Origin of the sequence: Streptococcus sp. GS001 (genome assembly GCF_021595565.1) — a bacterium.
Classification (GTDB): domain Bacteria; phylum Bacillota; class Bacilli; order Lactobacillales; family Streptococcaceae; genus Streptococcus; species Streptococcus xiaochunlingii.
Map to the genome: position 1 here is coordinate 407,847 of NZ_JACSYJ010000002.1, position 21,343 is coordinate 429,189.

Annotated in this window: 16 protein-coding genes, 1 tRNA gene and 1 pseudogene; 14 read left to right on the top strand and 4 right to left on the bottom strand. The window is 39.6% G+C overall.

Going from position 1 to position 21,343, the window contains the following annotated elements:
• The first annotated feature begins 71 nt into the window (after nucleotides 1-71).
• From H8S88_RS05550 to ldcB, 3 genes are all read left to right on the top strand, one after another.
• The gene (locus tag H8S88_RS05550) at nucleotides 72-1,430 is read left to right on the top strand and encodes a DUF6574 domain-containing protein (RefSeq protein ID WP_236128114.1); all 1,359 of its coding nucleotides are present in this window, start codon (nucleotides 72-74) and stop codon (nucleotides 1,428-1,430) included.
• A 65-nt stretch (nucleotides 1,431-1,495) separates the two neighbouring features.
• Nucleotides 1,496-3,256, top strand: coding sequence for a TcaA second domain-containing protein (locus H8S88_RS05555; protein WP_236128115.1), 1,761 nt, complete (start codon nucleotides 1,496-1,498; stop codon nucleotides 3,254-3,256).
• 10 nt (nucleotides 3,257-3,266) lie between these two features.
• The gene (ldcB, locus tag H8S88_RS05560; RefSeq protein ID WP_236128116.1) at nucleotides 3,267-4,040 is read left to right on the top strand and encodes an LD-carboxypeptidase LdcB/DacB; all 774 of its coding nucleotides are present in this window, start codon (nucleotides 3,267-3,269) and stop codon (nucleotides 4,038-4,040) included.
• 101 nt (nucleotides 4,041-4,141) lie between these two features.
• On the opposite strand, the gene H8S88_RS05565 is transcribed toward ldcB, so the two are convergent.
• The 3 genes from H8S88_RS05565 to H8S88_RS05575 form a co-directional block, all read right to left on the bottom strand.
• Nucleotides 4,142-4,384 carry a type B 50S ribosomal protein L31 gene (locus H8S88_RS05565; protein ID WP_003016441.1) on the bottom strand — a complete coding sequence of 81 codons (243 nt, stop codon included), beginning with the start codon at nucleotides 4,382-4,384 and terminating at the stop codon, nucleotides 4,142-4,144.
• A gap of 222 nt (nucleotides 4,385-4,606) precedes the next feature.
• Nucleotides 4,607-5,248, bottom strand: a complete 642-nt coding sequence (locus H8S88_RS05570) for a hypothetical protein (RefSeq protein ID WP_236128118.1) — start codon at nucleotides 5,246-5,248, stop codon at nucleotides 4,607-4,609.
• 377 nt (nucleotides 5,249-5,625) lie between these two features.
• A complete protein-coding gene (locus H8S88_RS05575; protein WP_236128119.1) occupies nucleotides 5,626-6,564 on the bottom strand; it encodes a DHH family phosphoesterase in 939 nt (312 codons plus the stop codon).
• Nucleotides 6,565-6,740: 176 nt separating this feature from the next.
• On the opposite strand from H8S88_RS05575, the gene H8S88_RS05580 reads away from it, so the two are divergent.
• The 10 genes and pseudogenes from H8S88_RS05580 to H8S88_RS05630 all read left to right on the top strand — a co-directional run bounded on the left by H8S88_RS05580 (nucleotide 6,741) and on the right by H8S88_RS05630 (nucleotide 19,082).
• The gene (locus tag H8S88_RS05580) at nucleotides 6,741-7,184 is read left to right on the top strand and encodes a flavodoxin (protein ID WP_023026746.1); all 444 of its coding nucleotides are present in this window, start codon (nucleotides 6,741-6,743) and stop codon (nucleotides 7,182-7,184) included.
• Between the two features lie 133 nt (nucleotides 7,185-7,317).
• The gene (locus H8S88_RS05585; RefSeq protein WP_236128120.1) at nucleotides 7,318-7,590 is read left to right on the top strand and encodes a chorismate mutase; all 273 of its coding nucleotides are present in this window, start codon (nucleotides 7,318-7,320) and stop codon (nucleotides 7,588-7,590) included.
• A gap of 9 nt (nucleotides 7,591-7,599) precedes the next feature.
• Complete coding sequence (locus tag H8S88_RS05590) at nucleotides 7,600-8,811, top strand: chloride channel protein (protein ID WP_125335588.1); 1,212 nt, start codon at nucleotides 7,600-7,602, stop codon at nucleotides 8,809-8,811.
• Nucleotides 8,812-8,928: 117 nt separating this feature from the next.
• Nucleotides 8,929-9,276 carry a 50S ribosomal protein L19 gene (gene rplS / locus H8S88_RS05595; protein WP_003003254.1) on the top strand — a complete coding sequence of 116 codons (348 nt, stop codon included), beginning with the start codon at nucleotides 8,929-8,931 and terminating at the stop codon, nucleotides 9,274-9,276.
• Nucleotides 9,277-9,320: 44 nt separating this feature from the next.
• A tRNA-Arg gene (locus H8S88_RS05600) sits at nucleotides 9,321-9,392 on the top strand.
• A gap of 239 nt (nucleotides 9,393-9,631) precedes the next feature.
• Nucleotides 9,632-10,255 carry a hypothetical protein gene (locus H8S88_RS05605; protein WP_125335590.1) on the top strand — a complete coding sequence of 208 codons (624 nt, stop codon included), beginning with the start codon at nucleotides 9,632-9,634 and terminating at the stop codon, nucleotides 10,253-10,255.
• 305 nt (nucleotides 10,256-10,560) lie between these two features.
• A pseudogene (locus H8S88_RS05610) lies at nucleotides 10,561-12,468 on the top strand (DNA methyltransferase).
• Nucleotides 12,469-12,471: 3 nt separating this feature from the next.
• Nucleotides 12,472-15,108, top strand: coding sequence for a DEAD/DEAH box helicase family protein (locus H8S88_RS05620; RefSeq protein ID WP_236128123.1), 2,637 nt, complete (start codon nucleotides 12,472-12,474; stop codon nucleotides 15,106-15,108).
• A 40-nt stretch (nucleotides 15,109-15,148) separates the two neighbouring features.
• Entirely contained in the window at nucleotides 15,149-17,743 is a 2,595-nt protein-coding gene (locus tag H8S88_RS05625; RefSeq protein ID WP_236128124.1) for a TrlF family AAA-like ATPase, read from the top strand.
• Nucleotides 17,744-18,269: 526 nt separating this feature from the next.
• Entirely contained in the window at nucleotides 18,270-19,082 is an 813-nt protein-coding gene (locus H8S88_RS05630) for a PrsW family glutamic-type intramembrane protease (RefSeq protein ID WP_125336168.1), read from the top strand.
• 43 nt (nucleotides 19,083-19,125) lie between these two features.
• Here the strand turns inward: H8S88_RS05630 and mnmE are convergent, their stop codons facing one another.
• Nucleotides 19,126-20,499: a tRNA uridine-5-carboxymethylaminomethyl(34) synthesis GTPase MnmE gene (gene mnmE, locus H8S88_RS05635; protein WP_154858253.1), complete on the bottom strand. Its 1,374-nt coding sequence runs from the start codon at nucleotides 20,497-20,499 to the stop codon at nucleotides 19,126-19,128.
• A 162-nt stretch (nucleotides 20,500-20,661) separates the two neighbouring features.
• Between mnmE and rpiA the strand changes: the two genes are divergently transcribed.
• Nucleotides 20,662-21,339, top strand: coding sequence for a ribose-5-phosphate isomerase RpiA (rpiA, locus tag H8S88_RS05640; protein WP_125336169.1), 678 nt, complete (start codon nucleotides 20,662-20,664; stop codon nucleotides 21,337-21,339).
• Nucleotides 21,340-21,343 lie beyond the last annotated feature (4 nt).

Genomic DNA, 21,343 nt, shown 5'->3' on the forward strand with positions numbered 1-21,343 from the left:
GTAGAACATTGAATTCTAGTGGAAATTTTTATATAATATATCTGTATTTTGTTTTATAAGGAGATTATTTTATGATCAAACAGGATTGGCTTGATTACTTTGAAGCTGTGAACGGTCGTTCAGCAACTGAAACTGAGATTGCTCAAGCATTGGCTGCGGGTGAGTTCCAAGAAGAACAAGCAGCGCAAGAGGCTTCACAATTTGTAGGGGCTCCAGTATCTCCAGAGCAAGCAAACGCTGGCTTTGTTGCTGCCCCAGAAGCACCAGCTCCAGAAGTACCACAATTCGCTGCTGCCCCAGAAGCACCAGTGCAAGAGGCACCACAATTTGCTGCTGCCCCAGAAGCACCAGCTCCAGAAGTACCACAATTCGCTACTGCCCCAGAAGCGCCACTACAAGAAGCACCACAGTTCAATGCTGCACCAGAAGCGCCAGTTCAAGAGGCGCCACAATTTAGTGCTGCCCCAGAAGCGCCAGTGCAAGAAGCACCACAATTCGCTGCTGCCCCAGAAGCACCAGTGCGAGAAGCGCCACAATTTGCTGCTGCCCCAGAAGCACCAGTGCAAGAAGCGCCACAATATACTGCTGCGCCTGAAGCACCAGTACAAGAAGCGCCACAGTTCAATGCTGCGCCAGAAGCGCCAGCCTTTGGTGCTCAACCAAATGGCTTCCAACAAGCGCCTCAACAACAGCCGCAACCAGGATTTGGTCAACCAGCTCCAGGTCAAGCTCCAGGTCAAGGATTCCAACAAGCACCTTATCCAGGTCAACCTCAACCAGGTCAAGCCTATTATGCACAACCAAGTCAATTTGGTATAGCTGTTGGTGGTTATTGGAATTGGTTCCTTTCAGCCTTGAAACGTCCATCAGCAGAGTATAATACAAAAGCTCTCAATGGAATTTTGCAATATGTCTTGACAGCATTTGTCTTGACCTTGGCAACTTTTTTCACAGCTATTGGTTTTACAGGCGGATATGGAATGGACTTCCGTGCCTTTATGTTAACATTGATTTCAATGTTCTTTACTATTTATGCTTTCCAAGTAACAGGATTCTTTGTCCGTCGCGTGGTTCTTCAAGACAAGGAATATAGTTATGGTCGCTCATTTGAAGAGTTTGGACGCTTATCCGTCTACAATTTACCACTTGCTCTGCTTGCTTTCTTAACAGGACTTATTAAAGTTTATGAATTTTATGGATTAGTAAACTACCTCATTTTCTTATTATTCTTTGTTGGGACTTGCTATGTAGTTCACATAGGTTTGAACAAATCAAGCTTAAAAGCTGACAGATTTTTGCTTTTGGTGGCATCATCTATAATCGTTTTTCTCATTGCAATCTTTGTCCTTTATGTGAATGCTCGTATTTTAGAACAAGTAGCTGCAGGTTTTATTCCAAATACTCCAAGTTTCTCAAACTTTAGATTCTAGATATACCATGAAATGGAAGGTGGGAGATCCACTTTCCCTATTTTATAGTGAGGGAGAAAAGATTCATGCAAAAGAAATGGGTAGAATTATTTGAAAAAGTAATCGGTCGTAAACCGACTGCTGAAGAATTTATTGCAGGAAGAGAGACTGGCTTTGATTTTAAGGCAATCAAATCGATTGCAGGAGTGGCGATTGATCAGGTACCAACGGAACCTACAGGACTAGGAAACCAGGAACCGGTAGAAGAGGTTGTAAATCCTCTCCAACAGGCTTGGGAAGAGCGCTTCGTTACTCTTTATGGACGATCACCAGTTTCTGAAGAGATTGAAGCTGCACGAAGTCAGAATTTTGAAATCGTTGAAGTACCTGCTCCTTCAGTTGAGTTGGAAGAGGACAATCAAACAACACATGTCTTGGCCCCAGTGACAAGCTCATCAGAGGAACCAGAAATCCTGCCCCAGCCAGTTGAAACAATAGTGACAGGAAATGCACTCGAACAAGAGGACTCTGTTAAGAAAGGCAAGAAAAAGGATAAGAAAAAGAAAGTCTTTCTCTTTAGTCTACTTGCTTTATTGGTCTTGATTTTGTCTGGTCTAGGTTATTACTTCTCGTCAACAACCGGCCCACAGGTTACAGTAGATAAATTGGTTACGGCTATTGAACATAAGGATTATCGAGAAGTAGCTAGCATTCTTTCTAGTGAAAAGGATAAGTGGACCAAGGAAGAAGCTCAAAGCTTACTAGACTATATGACTTCTCAGAAGATCGATGTCATTTACGAATTAGATCATATCGCCCAGTCTTCGAAAACAGGTATTGTCAAGGATAAAAAACAGAATCTGCTGATTGGAATTGAGAAAGCGAATAAGAAATTTGGTATTTTTCAAGAATACCGCATTACGACTTATCCACTTGAAGTCACAGCAACTACGAATCTAGATGATGCCAAGCTTAAGACCAGCGAAAAAGAGTCGACAGTGCTCAAGAAGAACCAAACGACCAAGCTTGGAAAAGTTCACTTTGCTTCACGAGACATGCAACTAGATGGGAAGACCGAAGTTGGAAAAATCTCTAGTGGTGTGAAGTTAGATCCGGCTCAAGCCTCTAAAAATAAGCTGAACTTGACTTTTAATTCGGAGAAACGTCTTCTTGAGGTTGAATTCCCAGAAGAAGTCAGCAATCCAACGGATATCAAGGTTGCAGTTAATGGTAAGGAAGTCGGCACAAGCACCTTATTTGAAGTTGATGTAGTGGCCCATCAAGAAATAGAAGTTCACGCTGTCTTTAACTTGAATGGTGAGAGCTATACAACTGAAAAGTCAAAAGTCACTATTGGAGAAACTTCAGATGATGATGAAGTCATCACTTTGAAACTTTCTAAAGATGTGATTAAACGATTGAAAGATGCTGAGACAGCACGTAAAGCTAAGGAAGAAGAAGCTAAGAAGGCTGAAGAGAAAAAGACCTCTGTAACCTCCTTCCTTCAAGACTACCGCACAGATGTCTTCTCATCTGTCTCAAGTAGATCCAACACCTACTCCAAGTACTATGACACTTCAAGTGACGCCTACAAGGAAATGGTGGAGTGGACAACAGGTGGAGGAGTCAAGAAGGCTGAAATCGACTACTATACACCAGGTGTTTTCAACGTTCTCAGCGTTACCGAAGAGAACGGAATGATAATCGTGAAAACCCATGAAGAATATACTGTACACTATGTGACCAGCCGAAAAGATAGCCAGAGTAGCAAGGACAAGACCTATACTCTAAAACCAGTAGGGGATACTTACGTGATTACGGCTATTACGGTCACAGCTGGCAATTAGGAGATTAATGATGAAATTAAGCATGAAAAAATTGACGCTTGCAGGTCTTCTCATATTGAGTCTGGGAGCTTGTGGTCAACAGAACGATTCAAAGAACTCGGTACAAAATGAGCCTGCTTCCAGTAAGCAAGTCGAGCAGTCATCCACTAGAAAAGAAAGAAGATCATCTGAAGCAAGTTCGTCTGATGATAGCGACAAGTCAACGAAGAAGGCTGGCGAAGTCACAGTAGACAAAGGTGTTTCCTTCAATGGTTCTTATTACAGTGTCCAAGGGAAGTCTGGAGATATCGTCATCGCCAACAAGCACTACCCCCTAGCTGCAGACTACAATCCAGGTGAGGATCCAACAGCTGTTGCGGCCTTGCACGAGTTGATCGCAGCCATGCAGGCAGAAGGCTATGCTATCAGCGATCAATACAGTGGTTTCCGCAGTTATGAGACTCAGGTTGATCTCTACCAAAGCTATGTCAATAAAGACGGAGTAGCTGCAGCAGATCGCTACTCAGCTCGTCCTGGCTATAGTGAGCACCAGACAGGTCTAGCGTTTGACCTCATCGATACTAGTGGCAATCTGGTCCAAGAACCAGGCGCAAGCAAATGGTTGCTTAAGAATGCTGCCAAGTATGGCTTTATCGTCCGCTATCAAGAAGGAAAAGAAGCAAGCACAGGCTACATGCCGGAAAGCTGGCACCTTCGCTATATCGGAGAAGATGCAAAAGACGTCGCAGCTTCAGGAAAAAGCCTAGAAGAATACTTTAACTTTACCGGTGGCGACTACGAATAATAAGAAAACCGCTCTTTCAGGAAGCCTGAAGGAGCGGTATTTTTGTGCTGACAAGGACAAGAAAAAACCACTGCCAAATGGAAGTGGTTTTGATTGGTTTCTTATTTGAGACCGTATTTTTTGTTGAAACGATCCACACGTCCATCTGCTTGAGTGAACTTTTGACGTCCAGTGTAGAATGGGTGTGAGTCTGATGAAATTTCAACACGGATCAATGGGTAAGTTTCACCTTCGAATTCAACAGTCTCGCTAGAGTACTTAGTTGAACCACTAAGGAACTTATAACCAGTAGTAGTGTCCATGAAGACAACAGGGCGATATTCTGGATGGATATCTTTTTTCATTTTGCAATAATTCCTTTCTGCCATGGTCTCTTTCCGAGCCATAGATTGTTACTTAGCTAGTGTATCAAAAACAAGAGAGTTTGGCAAGGATTTTTACCAATTTTTTTCGCATTTTATAAAGAAAAAAAGTGGGAGAAGCTCATCCGATCAGACAAGCTTTTCCCACTCTGGCTAACAGTCCTAGAAAGGAAATGTTAGCCATGCAAGATTAATAGAAATCTTTTATTCTTGACCAGGTTCAGTAGTTGACTGTTCTGGTTGTTGAGGTTGTTGTGGTTGCCAAGGTTGTTGAGGCGCTTGTTGGAAACCTTGTTGAGGTTGTTGAGGTGCTTGTTGGAAACCTGGTTGCGGTTGTTGAGGCGCTTGTTGGAAACCAGGTTGAGGCTGTTGAGGTGCTTGTTGGAAACCTGGTTGCGGTTGTTGAGGCGCTTGTTGGAAACCTTGTTGAGGTTGTTGAGGCGCTTGTTGGAAACCTTGTTGAGGCTGTTGAGGTGCTTGTTGGAACCCTTGTCCTGGAGCAGGCTGTCCAAAACCTTGTTGCGGTTGTTGCCATTGTTGTTGTCCAGGTTGACCTGGTTGTTGTGGTGATTGGACAGATGAGGCAACAGATTGGGCAAATCCTCTACCTGTTGATGCAAGTTCTTGGAATGTTCCTTTAGTGATTTTACCACCAGACATGGCAAGGAGTCCTCTGACAATGGTAGCGATACTTGCAAGTACAGCACTAATCAAGCCAAATCCTATAGAAACACCATAGTCACCAAAGTTGACTGCATATTGTCCTACGTTAATGATATTAACGAGAGTTATGATTAATTCGAGGGCGCCGATAACGATAACACCGATGGAAAAATTCTTGTTCATCGGCGAATTAATGTTTGGGAGGCAAGCTAGAACGATTGCTCCAATAGATAGGACAATGATAAACCATCCATCTCCACCTTGTGTTCCACTAATACTGTAACTTCCGAATGTTCCGGCATTCAGTTAAGCCCATGGCAAAAAGCTAGAGATAATAGCAAGAGCTGCTGGGAGAATGATAGAAATACGATGCTTATGCATAAAAGGTCTCCTTTTTTTGTGATTATTATAACATAAATAAGCTCAAACTGGAATGGAGTTTGAAGAAATTGTTCACATTTTTCTAAATTTTATTAAGATTCATTCGTTTTTTGTTCAAAATGAAAAAAGTCAGTCGTCTCCACTAGAAACAACTGACCTACTTGATTGATTTTCATTATCTATTTGGACTTGGCAACTTCTTGTAGTTCCCGATAGATTTGCTCGTTCTCTTCTAAGGAATAAGAATTGGCTCCACTGGCGAGGGGGTGGCCTCCACCATCGTGGCGTTTGGCAATCTCGTTGATTACCAGAGCCTTACTTCTCATACGGACGCGGTAGTGGCCATCTGCTTGCTCGACAAAGATAGCCCAGACGCTGACGTCTTCGATCCGACCAGGTGCTGAGACGATCGCAGCAGTCTCAGCATCTGTGATTTGGTAGTGTTTGAGGAGCTCTTGGGTCAGGGTCACGCGACTAGCTCCATTTTCATCGATTTCAAGATGATCATAGACATAGCCTTGAAGCTTGGCGATCTTAGAGCTCATGCTGTCCATCTGACGAGAAAGACCTGCAAAGTCAAAGTCAAAGCTACGAAGGTGGGCAACCATCTCGAAAGTCCGGCTGGTCGTCGAAGGATAGAGGAAGCGTCCAGTGTCTCCGACAATACCAGCATAGAGGAGACGGGCTGCTTCTGGACTGATCTCAAGCTCTTGTTCAAGAGCAAAGAGGGTGATAAGCTCACTTGTAGAGCTTGAATCTGTGTCTACCCAGAGGAGATCTCCGTAAGCATCATCGTTTGGATGGTGGTCGATTTTGATCAGAAAATCGCCGCTTGTGTAGCGTTTGTCATCGATGCGAGGGGTGTTAGCAGTATCGCAGACAATGACCAAGGCACCCGCATAGTCCTCATCTGTTACAGTATCCATGCTAGCCATCCAAGCAAGAGTCGGCTCGTTAAAGCCGGTAGCTAGGACTCTTTTGTCTGGGAAGTTGGTCTGGATAATTTCCTTCAGACCGACCTGGCTTCCAATCGCGTCAGGATCCGGATTCATATGACGGTGAAGGATAATGGTATCGTAGTGGTTGATTTTCTCTAAAATGTCCTGTGTGATCTGCATATAGTACCTCATTTAATTCTCATTCAATTTTAGCATAAGGAGGGCATTTGGAAAAGAAAAAGGTTGTCTAGCCTCAGGTGGACAATTTCCGAACAATGCCAGGCTCCCAGTACTTCCCTATGCAAAATGCGCGCGAAAGTGGTATAATGTCATAAGATTATTATTTGGAGGGAATTATGACATTAGCAAAGATTGTTTTTGCAAGTATGACAGGAAATACAGAAGAGATTGCTGATATCGTTGCAGATAAGTTTCGTGATCTTGGTGTCGAAGTAGAAGTCGACGAATGTACAACAGTAGACGCAGAGGACTTTCTTGAAGCTGATATTGCAGTCGTAGCGACCTATACCTACGGTGATGGTGAGCTTCCTGACGAAATCGTAGACTTTTATGAAGACTTAGCTGGTCTTGACTTGAATGGTAAGATCTACGGTGTTGTTGGATCCGGTGATACCTTCTACGACGAGTTCTGTAAGGCAGTCGATGACTTTGATCGTGTCTTTGCAGCGACTGGTGCGGTTAAAGGTTCTGAGTGCGTCAAGGTAGACTTGTCAGCTGAAGATGAAGATATTGAAAAATTAGAAGCTTTTGCAGAAGAAGTCGTAGCAAAAGTAGGCTAATCCATAGCTAAGAAAGGTGTTTGCATGTGGCAAGCACTTTTTTTATGGATGAAAACCTTCAATAGCTGGATAGGGCTAGTAAGATTGCGCGATTTTTGATAAAATGGGTAGCAAAAAGTAAGGAGGCCAGTGTATGGAACTAGAGAAGATTCGCCAAGAGATTGACAGCATTGATAAAGAATTGGTCCGTCTGTTAGAACGCCGGATGCACTGTGTGGAAGATGTCATTCGCTACAAAGAAACCCATCAAAATCCTGTCTTGGACCGGGCTAGAGAAGAAGAGGTCTTAGCCAATGTAGCCAGCTTGGTCCAGGAAAAACGCTATGAAGAGACCATCCTTGCCACTTATCGGGATTTGATGAAGCGCTCCAGAGGCTACCAGGCCGATCAGTTAGATGAGGATTAGGGTGCTGATATGACGATCTTTAAAAGAACCTTAGTGTATACCCTAGATGCCCTCATAATCGGGGTGATCGTTGGGGTGATTGATACCCTCTTTGGCCGTGTTTTGATCGGGATTGGTGAAGTTCGTACAGACTATCTCCTTTATCTCTTGCCCTTTCTAGCTCTAGCAGGTATCTTGATTACCTATCTCAATCGCACCTATGGGGGCAAGAGTCAAAAAGGGATGGAGCTGCTCTTTGAAGTGGGAGAGGGAAAGGAGAAAGACATTCCCAAGCGGTTAATCCCTTTGACTATTCTTTCAACCTGGATGACGCATCTCTTTGGTGGATCCGCTGGTCGCGAAGGAGTGGCGGTCCAGCTCGGTGGGACAGTGGCCCATGCTCTACGAAGAGAGGGACTTGGCTCAGACGCTTCACGGGTCTATTTGGTCACTGGGATGGCAGCTGGCTTCGGTGGCCTCTTTCAGACGCCTCTAGCTGCCATCTTCTTTGCTATGGAGGTCCTAGTAGTTGGGAGACTGGAGTGGCGGGCTCTCTATCCTGCCACCATTGCAGCCTTTGTCGCTAGTTGGACCTCTCACACCTTGGGGCTAGAGAAGTTCACCCAGGTCATTTCAGACAAGCTCTCCCTATCGCCTCACGTACTCTTGCAGTTGCTTGTCTTAGGAGTCATCTTTGGTCTGACAGGCAAGCTCTTCGCCTATCTTTTGGGGCAGTTAAAAACAAGCTTTGCCAAGACCTTTGCCAATCCTTATGTGCGGATCGGAGTGGTCGGTCTCGGACTGAGTATTCTCTTGTATCTGATTGGGACAGGTCGCTATACAGGACTGGGAACCAACCTGATCTCCCAAAGTTTTTCGGGAGCTGATGGCAAGAGCTTGATCACTGGAGCAGACTGGATCCTCAAGCTCCTCTTTACGGTGACGACCATTGCTGCAGGCTATAAGGGAGGAGAAGTGACCCCGCTCTTTTCTATCGGGGCGAGTCTAGGTGTATGGCTAGCTCCTTTCTTTGGACTGCCGGTTTATCTGGTAGCGGCCTTGGGCTATGCGGCAGTCTTCGCTGGGGCAACCTCTACGACCATTGGCCCCATCTTGATCGGGTGTGAGGTCTTTGGATTCCAGCATTGGCCAGCCTTTCTCCTAGTCTGTCTGGTCGCTACGCGTCTCTTTCCAGCTTTGTCTATCTATGGTGGACAAAAAGTTGCGAAAAAGTTGCAATAATCCTTTACAAACGGACATTCTTTTGGTATTATAAACTTTGTGCGTAATGGAAGCACAAAAATACAGTTTATCCGCTGGGGGAGTAGCCCTCAAGATTGACGAAGATAGGAGAATAAAATGAATCCATTAATCCAAAGCTTGACTGAAGGTCAACTTCGTACTGATATCCCTGCATTCCGTCCTGGTGACACTGTTCGTGTACACGCGAAAGTTGTCGAAGGATCTCGTGAACGTATCCAGATCTTTGAAGGCGTTGTTATCGCTCGTAAAGGTCAAGGACACACTGAAATGTACACTGTTCGTAAAATCTCTAACGGTGTCGGTGTTGAACGTACATTCCCAGTACACACTCCACGTGTAGAAAAGATTGAAGTTGTACGTTACGGTAAAGTACGTCGTGCGAAATTGTACTACCTTCGTGCATTGCAAGGTAAAGCAGCTCGTATTAAAGAAATCCGTCGTTAAGACGAACAAGGAGGCGGGAGTGATCTCGCTTCTTTTTTTATAGGGTCCCCTTAGTTCAATGGATATAACAACTCCCTCCTAAGGAGTAGTTGCTGGTTCGATTCCGGCAGGGGACAGAATTAGAAAGAAAACACTGAATCTTCAGTGTTTTTTGTTGGTTTATGGAAGTATGGATCTTGGGGAAAGTGCTTGTATGATATAATAGTTGAAAATGAGAACAATCAATTTCACTTACTGAGCAAATGTGGGTTACCTTGAGAGGATAACTTTCAGACGATGATGTGTCATAGTTGCAATAGTTTGTAGAGCCTTATATAAGATGGGAATGTGGTAGATAGACCTAAAGGAGTAGGCCATGGGAAAAATGAATCAGTCAGCAAAGACGAGAAAACCAAAGAAAGGCTCGATTGGAGCCTTAGTTGTGGGGAAATATCTCTCTGATTTTCTTGTGTACGGATCGACCATCTTCTGGATTTTCTTTCTGGTGCCAGGGTTCTTCTTGCTGAGTCTTGTCTTCTTGTTTTTCACTGGTGTGTCCAATGCAAAAGGCTCAGACTTTCCAATTTTTCTCTACTATATCTTTATCATCCTATTTTTGACCCTGATCCTGGGCTTGCTTTGGCTAGGATTCAAGTATCTGAAAGGGTTTGATAACTACCTAAGAAGTATCTTGATAAAAGATGTCAGTGATCAAGAGCTGTTGACCAAGTTGGAGATAGCAGATGAGGGTGAGCGGCTCAGAGCTTTGACCCAATGCTTAATCCATGAAAGCTACCAGCCTCAAGTACGAGTAGGGAGTGTCGATGTAAGGGAAGAAAAAAGCTGGGTCGTAAAGAAACAATATCGAATGGAGGTTGTCACAGACTGGGGACCTTTTAAGAAGATCCCGCTCCAAGTCGTCCAAGTGGAGAAGGTGGAAAAAGCGATCCATCAGGACGATAGCTTGGCAGAAATCAACCAACCAAAATGGGAAGACTAAAAAGCGTGAATGCACGCTTTTTTTGTTTGTGATAATGAAAAAATGGGGGGAATTGGAACTATTAATAAATTAGTAAAATATTCCAGATAAATGCATATAATGGTTTGATTTTTTAGGAAAGAAGGGGTAAAATTGTATTAATATAATAATCGATAGGAGGTATGATTATGAATGGTTTAGTTTTGGAGTTATTAACTGTTAAATAATAACCTACAATATTTATATAAAACCCATTAATTACATAGGTCCATGATATAATTAATTTACAATATTTAGTTTATCTGAAAGGATATAGGTAGTAACTTATGAAACAAGAATTAGAAGAACTGCTTTCTCAACATGAAAATTTTTTAGTTGAGGGTATTTTAAACAAAAATAAATTGGCTGAGTTAGCTCGTAGATATGATCCGGAACTCTTAAATGTTTTGATGGGAGATGAGAAAGTAGCCAGTCATTTCTTTTCAACATTGGAAACAGGTATCCAAATATTTAAGAAGGATGTTTTTTTGCAGTTCCTTAATAATAAAGAATTCTTACCTGATAGTTTCACAGCGTATAAAACAAAAATTGGATTAGCAACTGAGAATGGACACTACTTATCTGAAGATAAGAACGTAGTGTTGAATTTTCCCTACAAAGACTGTGTACTTGAAGGGGGACAAACAAAGGAGGACGCAAAACGTCAAGAAATATTCTTCAATGAAACGCTCGCACCTTCAGAAATTAATCGCTTATTAGATGATAAAGTTCTTACAAATTTTAAGCGATTTGATAAAGATGGAGAACATGATGTTGAAGAGTTGAAAGATACTGACAACTTAATTATCAAAGGAAATAACTTGATTGCTCTCCACAGCTTAAAGAAACGTTTTGCTGGGAAAGTTAAACTTATTTATATTGATGTGCCATATAATACAGGGAATGATGGGTTTAGATATAATGATAGTTTTAATCATTCAACTTGGCTAACGTTTATAAAAAAACGTTTAGAGATAGCTAAAGAATTGCTATCTAAAGAGGGAATTATTTTTATACATCTAGATGATAATGAGGTGAAATATCTTGGAGTTCTTTTAGATGAAATTTTTGGACAAGATAATTTTGTTGAATTAATAACAGTTGTGAATAATCCGCGTGGACGTGACTACGGTGGAATTGCGAATATGCATGAATTTATCTTTGTGTACAAACAGCCCTATGCAGAACTAAATTTGATAAATGATCCTGAAAAGAAATTTCAATTTGAAGATCAGTATGGTGGATTTGATATTAGAGAACTTCGAAATCGAAATACTGCGTTCCATATAGGTAACCGGCCAAATTTAGTTTATCCAATCTTTGTCGATCCTGAGTCGAAAGATGATTCGGGTTTTTATAGAGTTTCTGAGGTGAAAACTGACAAATTTTCAGTTGAAGTCATGCCTAAAAAATCTCGAGGAATTCAGACGGTTTGGAGATGGGGAAAACCTAAATTTATTGAAAATAAGAATATTAATGTTATGGCAAAAGCTATGAAAGATGGAGGATGGTCTATTCAAGAAAAGTATAGAAAGAGTAGTACAATGGCACGTTAAGTATGGTGGGATAAAGAAGTTAATAGTGAGAGAGGGACGATTCACCTTCGTGAACTTTTTGGAGATAAAGTTTTTATGTTTCCAAAGCCAGAGGGGACTATTAAGCGCATAATTGAAATTTCTACTTCAGAAAATGACATTGTCTTGGATTTCTTTCTTGGATCAGGAACAACGGCTGCTGCAGCTCATAAAATGAACCGTCAGTACATTGGAATTGAACAAATGGATTACATTGAAACAGTTACTGTAGAAAGATTAAAGAAAGTTATTGATGGAGAACAAGGTGGAATCTCAAAAGATGTTAAGTGGCAAGGTGGCGGGTCATTTGTCTATTGTGAATTAAAAAATGATGCTCAAGAGTTCAAAAATGCAATTGTGGATGCAACTTCAACAGATCAACTTTTAACTCTATTTGAACAAGCTAAGAAATCTTCCTTCCTTTCATATCGTGTTGATCCTAAAAAATTAAGAAAGCAAGATTTTGAAAAATTATCATTAGCAGAGCAAAAACAAATACTGTCTGAAATCATTGATAATAATAATCTGTATGTGAATTATAGTGATATAGATGATAGAGATTATCAAGTATCAGAACAGGAAAAGAAATTGAATAGATCTTTCTATGGGAAGGAGAATTAAGTCATGACGTTTATTTATGAAACTTACGACACTGTAAGTCAGTCTGGCTTTATTGATTTTCGAGAACTTATTCCAAATTATATTATTCAAAATCTAAAGTATCCTTTACGTCCATACCAAGAAGAAGCAATTGGCCGATATTTGTATTACAAAACTGATAAAAACCGCACTATTCCAGAGCAGGTTCTTTATAACATGGCAACTGGTTCAGGAAAGACACTCTTGATGGCTGCTGTAATTCTTGAAAAATATAAGCAAGGGGAACGTAACTTTATCTTTTTTGTCAATAATGAAAATATTTTAACCAAAACAAGAGATAACTTTTTAGGGAACAGTTCAGGAAAATATCTTTTCACTGATAAAATCGTTATCGATAATCAAAATGTAAACATACGAGAAGTGACAGATTTCTCTGATAGTCGTGATGATAGCATTAATATTGTGTTTACGACCATTCAGAAACTTCACCTAGATCTCAATACTCCTCGTGAAAATCGGTTGTCTTATGAACAATTTAAGGATATTTCAGTTGTGATGCTAGCTGATGAAGCGCATCATTTGAATGCTGGACTGAGTAAATCTGAAAAAGAAGATAATACTAGTTGGACTAACACGATTGAAACGATTCAGAAAATTGCACAAAAATCGAGTATTTTTGAATTTACAGCAACGATTGATTTATCAAATCCTACATTGGCTCAAAAGTACGAAAAATCTTTGTTGTTTAAGTATGATTTGAAAGAATTTCGGCTAGATAAATATTCGAAAGATGTTCTCTTCCATTTAGTTGATGGAAGTGTGAACAACCGTATGTTACAGGCAATTTTGATTAGTCAATTCCGTAAAAAGATTGCCTTAAAAAACGGCATCAATCTAAAGCCATTAGTAATGTTTAAATCCCAAAAGATTTCTGAGAGTGAAGGTAACTTACATTCATTTTTAGAGCTTTTGGATTGTTTGACAGTTGAAGATATTCAGAACCAACGAAGATTAGTCTCAGAAACGGAAGAACAAAATAATATTTTAAAGAAAGCACTTGAGTATTTTGAAACAGCAGGAATTTCTGATACTGACTTAATTTCAGAACTCCAAGAAGACTTTCGACTAGAGCGTTTACTTCTAGTGGATGGAAAGAATAAGAATAAAAACAGTTTGTCCTTATTAAATACTTTAGAGCAACCTGAAAATGAGATACGTGCTATTTTTGCGGTCGATATGTTGAATGAGGGTTGGGATGTTTTGAATCTCTTCGATATTGTCAGACTGTACGATATACGTGATGGTAAGACAACAAAAAATGGATTTGTAGCTGGTAAGACAACAAACACAGAAAAACAACTCATTGGTCGTGGAGCACGTTACTATCCCTTTGTAATTGGGAATAACGTAGAAGAAAAATATACTCGTAAATTTGATGAAAATGAGAACAATGAACTTCGTGTAATTGAACAACTGCATTATCACTCTGCCAATAATCCACGTTATATTTCTGAATTGAAGCAAGTTTTACGTGAATCTGGTATTTATGATGATCAAGAATTGGAAGAGCGACAGCTGAAACTGAAAGAATCCTTCAAGAAAACTCGGACCTATACAGATGGAGTTGTATGGATGAATAAACGCCTATCGTACCAAGAATTAGCTGAGGGGCGTCAAGAGAGTCTTTTTGATACGTCATTTATTCCAAAATCCTTTGAAGTTGTTTTACCAAGTCAAGGCGTTCATGATATAGATGCATTTGATGAGTCGCTCTATATTTCTGAACCTCTGGGTTCAGTTAGTTTTAAATTTGGTAAAGAAATTGGAAACAATATTGTACGCGCTGCAATAAACCGAAATAAGAATTTCACCTTTGATAATCTTCAAAAAGCCTTTTTAGGACTAGGAAGTGTTTCAGGATTTATCACGATGCTCTCTGATATAGATGTACGAGTTGAAAGTCAGCATAAGCTTGTTTCGGATTTAACACCAGAAGATAAACTATATATTACTGAACAATTACTTCACCATATAGAGAAGGATTTAATTCCGAAAGAGGAACGATTCTTTGGTTCAGATACTTTTGAAAAATACCAAATTAAAGATTTGTTTGAAGATAACATCCTTAGAAAATATACTATCAAAAAGAATAGTCAAGCTGAATTTGGATTATCGCAAAAGAATCCTGCGGAGACAAATTACTATGAAGATCTTGATAGTTTTGATTGGTACGCATATGATGATAACTTTGGTACAGATGAAGAAAAATTACTTGTCCGTTTATTAAAAGATTTAATGTCCGAGTTAGAAGAAAAATGGACAGATATTTATCTTCTTAGAAATGAAAAAGCTGTGAGAATTTATAGTTTTGATAAAGGGAAACCATTTGAACCAGATTTTCTCATGTTTGCAAATGATAAGAAGACTGGTAATGTTTCATGGCAGATTTTCATAGAACCAAAAGGAAGCCAGTTCTTAGATTCAGAAGGTACGTTTATAAATGGTAAAGAGGGTTGGAAGGAAGAGTTCTTACGTCAAATTTCTGAGCGAGATGAAGCGAAAACTCTTATAGATGATGATCGGTACCGAATTGTTGGTTTACCATTCTTTAACGAAGAAGTAAGTAAGGATGAGGTTAGGGAAAGATTGAGAGAGTTGTAATTTCTTTAATAATATTAGCTTGATAAATTGGAGGATAAAAGTGTCGAACAGAGGATCAGAATTTAGAAAATGGGATTTGCATATCCATTCTCCACATACTATGATAAATAATCAGTTTGGATTATCAGATGGTAAGGGAGAAATTGATGAAGATAAATTTATTCAAAAAATAAAAGAAAATAACATATCAGCAGTTGGTTTAACTAATTATTTTAATTTTACTGAGCATGACTTTAAGTTAAAGAATAAGTTAAACATGCAAGGTATTGCAACTTTCTTGAATCTTGAAGTTAGACTCTCAAACATAAATAAAACTGACCAACTTTTTGATTACCATATAATTTTTGATAATGAGTTGAAAGATGTAACTATTAAAAATTTATTGGCACAATTAAAAGCAAATATAGGTAGCACAGATAAGTCTTTTAATACTCTAACAAAGTGTGAAATTGAAAATGTTGCAAATATTGATTTCAGTACATTGATGAAAGTGTTAAATAATGATAATGATTTAGGTGGTAGATTTTTAACTGGTTTTCTTGCTAGAGGTCACGGTAGTGCTACTAGCGACTCTGATCCTAAAAATAAGGCAGTTTATGAAAATATCTGTGTTAATTCAGATTTTCTGATTCATTCGAGTTGTGATAATTCAGTAACTTGTAAAGATAAAAAATGTGCTCATAATAATATCATGAACGATAGAGAATACTGGTTAAATCAATCACCATACGTTAGGCCATTACTTCAATCTTCAGATGCTCATTCATTAGAAGAAATCGGAACAAAATATTCTTGGGTTAAAGCTGATTTAACTTTTGAAGGTTTAAAGCAAATTAAATATGAACCAGAATATCGTATTTGTGTTAAGAAAGATAAACCAATTCTTGAAAAAGATGAACTTGTCATTGACAAGATACAATATAAGAATTGTAATATATATTTATCTGAAAATTTAAATGCAATTATTGGGGGACGTTCAACTGGTAAGTCAACCTTGTTAAATTCAATTGCGAAAAAATTGGGACATGAATTGACTACTAAGTCCTACTCATTTGAAAATTTGGATGATTTTCACATTATTTGGAAAGATCAACAAGAGGAAAATTCTAGACGTATTGAGTATATACCTCAAGAGCATATGTATACTTTAGCTAGAGAAAGGGAGAAACTTAAGGATTTAGTGGGAAATATTATTCAGTCAAAAGATATGGACCTTGAGCTAAAGAAATATGAGCAAAACTGTAACAATTTGCGAATTGAAATTATTGAGTTGCTTGAAAATTATAAAGAGAATCAAAATTCTATTAGTGAGTTGGTTAAGCCTGAAGCAGAGGAACAAGCTACGAAAAATCGAATAGAAAACTATGAGGCTAATAAAAAATTATTAATGGATGATAGTAAGATATCTGAAATGGAGGGTAAGTTATTTGAAACTCAAAATAGAGAATTACAAGAGTTAAAAAACAAAAGAGCCATTTATGAAACCGATTTAAAATATTTATCTAGTATACCACCAATTACATTTGAAATTAAAAGTTATGATAATACATTGTCGCCTTCAGTAGATTTAAGAGTCGAGATTGGTCAACTGAATGCTAGATTACAAGATATATTTAGAAAACAACAAGAATATGAAATTGGTAGAATTAAACTAAATAAAGAAGATCAAATCCGAAATAATGAAAATAAGATAAATAGTATAGAAAATGATAATATCTATATAAAATGTATTGAAGCTACTAAAAATAATTCAGAGATAGCAAGATTAAATTCTCTTATTAAGGGTGAATATGATAATTTATCTAGGATTGAAAAATTCAAAAATAGAAAAAATGAACTTGATAAAGAAAATAAAAATATCAAGAATAAAATTATTTCAAAATATAAAGTTTATTCCAAATATAGAGAGGATTTGTTAAGTTCTTTTAAAATTGAGGATGACGATAGTTTAAAAATCTCAATAGAATTTAATTTAAAAGATCTTGAACTGGAATTTGATTACATCAGTGCCCGTGGTCGTTCAAAACAAGATTTTATAGATAAACTAACTAATTCTTTTGATGAGGTAATTGACTCAATATTTGAAGATGATAATCTCACATTTAATGGAAATAGAAATAAGTTAAACCATATAGAGCATTTTTTTACAACAAATTTTTATGACTATCAATTTGAAATCGAGTATCAAGGTGATAAGTTTGATCAAATGTCCCCTGGGAAAAAAGCATTTATAGTATTAAAATTAATATTGGAATTTTCAGATAGTAAAATCCCAGTATTAATTGACCAACCTGAAGATAGCTTGGATAATAGAGCAATATATAATCAATTAACGCAGTATATTAAACAAACTAAACTAAAACGGCAAATAATAATTGTTACTCATAATCCCAATATAGTTGTAGCTGGAGATGCAGAAAATATTATTGTAGCAAATCAACAATCTGATGATTTTCCAAATCAAAATGGTGAGAAGTTTGACTATATAAATGGAGCTTTAGAGAATAATAAGAACAACTTAGAATCTCAATTCATACTTCAAAAACAGAGTATTAGAACACATGTTTGCGATATTCTTGAGGGTGGAGAAGATGCGTTTATTAATAGAGAAAATAAATATAACTTTAATCACTAGAAAATATTAATTTTATACATTTATTATTCTTGAATTTTAAACTTATATTGATACAAAATAGCAGATGTTGTTATATGTTTTAAGAGCATTTTACTAGTTTTATTAGTTAAAAGACAAAATTTGAGTCTTTTAACTAATAAACTGTGTTTCGTAAGCATCCATAACAGAACAGGATTGACTTAGTTAAATTGTTTTCTTAAGGAAAGTAAGAAAAAGCTCCCGACCGAAGTCGAGAGCTGATAACACTGGGGGCGAACGATTCAATCGCAATTCCAGTTGTTTAGAAACCAAAGTTTCAGGGATAGCACCGAAACCCGAAGAGTAAAAACTCAACCTTATTTTCCTGCTAATGTTATGTCTTATATTGTATCATGTAAGATTCTTCATCGCAAGTATTGGCAATAACCAGCAGTCTCTATTACCCGTAGCCATTTATTGTTTTTTTAAGCTTTTATTGTTACAATATCCATATAGACAAAAAGACTGGGATTCCAGCCTTTTTAATTGTTCTTAAGAAAGGTTTTTTATGAAACGCAAATCGATTTTGTTTCTATTTTTATTCTTGCTCTCGATTGGTCTAGCCTATGAGACGCAGTCTATCACAGCTGGTTGGATGACAGGCAGTCAGTATGGGATCATTGGAGTCTCTGTCCTCTTGCTCTTAGTTTATGCGATTCCTGCTGTTTGGGCTCTCTTTCATTTTGCCAAGAAGTGGAAGTTGTCCTGGATTCCGGTTCTCTTTTCTCTTCTAGGTGGGGGCTTTATCGCAGGTTGGCTGTCTAGTTTTGCCAATACCTATTTCCATGAGATGATTCAGGCAGTAGCGCCTAATAGTGATTTTTGGAACCAGTATGAGAGTGCCATCGCAGGGCCCCTCTTTGAGGAACCCTTCAAGTTGATTCCAATCTTCTTTGTTCTCTATTTATTCAATGTGCGTCGGATCAAATCCATCTTCCTTTTAGCGATTGCATCTGGTCTTGGTTTCCAGATTGTGGAGGACTTTGCTTATATCCGTCAAGATATGCCGGAAGGCTTCTCTTATGCAGTATCTGGTATCCTAGGTCGGATCATGAACGGGGTCGTATCTCACTGGACCTACACAGCTCTTTTTATGGTGGGTCTCTACTTGATCCTTCAAGCGACAAAAGGTCGCAAGGAGTTGATGCTGACGGGTTGGTTCTATTTTGTAGCTGGCTTTGGCCTTCACTTTGTCGGCAATTCACCATTTGGCCAAATCGAGACAGAACTCCCTCTTGCTATTCCATTCTTGACAGCAGTAGGACTCTTCTTGATCTACCAAGCCTATCAAACCGTCCAAAGTCTGGACCAAGGAAATTAACAATTGAAAAATCGTATGTTTCAAACATACGATTTTTTTGACTTTATTTACCAAGACAGAACTGGCTGAAGAGTTGGGTGATGAGCTCGTCTGGAGCAGCATCCCCTGTGATTTCTCCAAGGATTTCCCAAGTGCGGGTCAGATCCACTTGAAGGAGGTCCACTGGCATGCCCATAGCCAAGCCTTCATTAACAGCTTGAAGGCTTTCAACAGCTTTCTCGATGAGAGAGATGTGGCGGGCATTAGAGAGGTAGGTAGCATCTTGCTCCACTAAGCCAGCATTTTCAAAGAAGAGGGCGTTGATACGGTCTTCGATCTGGTTGATATTTTGATTTTTCAGGACAGAAATTTTGATGTGATCAGCAGGAATTTCGTCTAACTCGATTTGTTGCGGGAGATCGACCTTGTTGAGAAGAATAATGCGGTTGCTGTCTTGTGAGATTTCCAGCAACTGACGATCCTGATCAGTCAGTGGTTCACTAGCATTAAGGACCAGAAGGACCAGGTCGGCTTCTTTGAGGGCTTTGCGAGAGCGTTCCACCCCGATGCGTTCAACGATGTCTTCTGTCTCGCGGATCCCAGCCGTGTCGACCAGCTTGAGGGGAACACCGTTGATATTGACGTATTCCTCGATGACGTCTCGGGTCGTTCCTTCGATATCGGTCACGATAGCTTTTTCCTCGCGCAGGAGGTTGTTCAGAAGGCTAGATTTACCGACGTTTGGTCGCCCGATGATAGCAGTCGAGATTCCTTCGCGAAGGATCTTACCCCGGCGAGCTGTCTTGAGGAGGTTGGTCAAGAGGGCTTCGAATTCGGTGGTCTTTTCACGGATGATCTCGGTGGTTGCTTCCTCGACATCATCGTACTCAGGATAGTCGATGTTGACTTCGACCTGAGCTAGGGTATTGAGGATCTCTTGACGCGTGTTGTTGATGAGGTCAGATAGGGATCCGTCCAACTGTTTAACAGCGATGTTCATAGCCTTGTCGGTCTTGGCGCGGATAATATCCATGACCGCCTCGGCCTGGGTCAAATCGACACGACCATTCAGGAAGGCCCGCTTGGTAAATTCACCAGGCTCAGCCAGACGAGCGCCTTCGCGGATCACCAATTGCAGGATTTCGTTGGTCACAGCAATCCCACCGTGAGTGTTGATCTCGATGATATCTTCGCGAGTGAAGGTCTTAGGAGAGCGCATGGCTCCGACCATGACTTCATCCAGAATTTCATCCTTATCTGGATCCACGATGTGGCCGTAGTTGAGGGTATGGCTAGCCACGCTGGTCAAGTCTTTTCCTTTAAAGATCTTTTGAGCGATTTTAAAGCTGTCTGTTCCGCTCAAGCGGACGATCCCAATAGCCCCTTCACCGAGCGGAGTCGAGATCGCGGCGATAGTATCAAATTCTCTAGTAATCATGTATCTTCTCTTTTCCTGTGTATTCCCTTCTATTCTATCGTAAACTAGCAAGAGGGGCAAGATATTGCTTTTAGAAGGAGAAGTTGAAAAGGTTTTCAGTTAACTAGTGAAATCTGTCGGCCAATATGCTATACTAAATATGAATAGAAATGGAGGTCTATGATGGTAAACCTAAAAGAACAGGTAGGGATTAAGGCGGCTGAGTTTGTTACTGACGGCATGATTGTCGGTCTTGGTACAGGGTCAACTGCTTATTATTTTGTGGCTGAATTGGGGCGTCGCATCAAGGAAGAAGGATTGAAGATTACTGCTGTAACGACCTCAAGCGTGACCTATGAACAGGCAGAAGGCTTGGGAATTCCTCTCAAAGCCATTGACGATGTAGAAGTGGTAGACTTGACCGTAGATGGTGCGGATGAAGTAGACCCAGCTTTGAACGGGATCAAAGGTGGGGGCGGTGCCCTCTTGATGGAGAAAATCGTTGCGACCAACTCAAAAGACTGCATCTGGATTGTCGATGAGTCCAAACAAGTGGAGACGCTTGGAGCCTTTAAACTGCCGGTAGAAGTGGTTCAATACGGGGCAGAGAATCTTTTCCGTCTTTTTGAGAAGAAGGGTTATTCACCAGCTTACCGTGAAAAGGACGGCCAGCGTTTTGTAACTGACCAAGGCAACTTTATTATTGATTTGGATTTGAAAGTGATCCCAGATGCTGAAGCCTTAGCAGAAGAGTTGGACCGGACTGTCGGTGTTGTCGACCATGGTCTCTTCTTAGGGATGGTTTCAAAAGTCATCGTTGGGACACCAGAAGGTCCAAAAATCATTAGCAAATCACTTTAAAAAG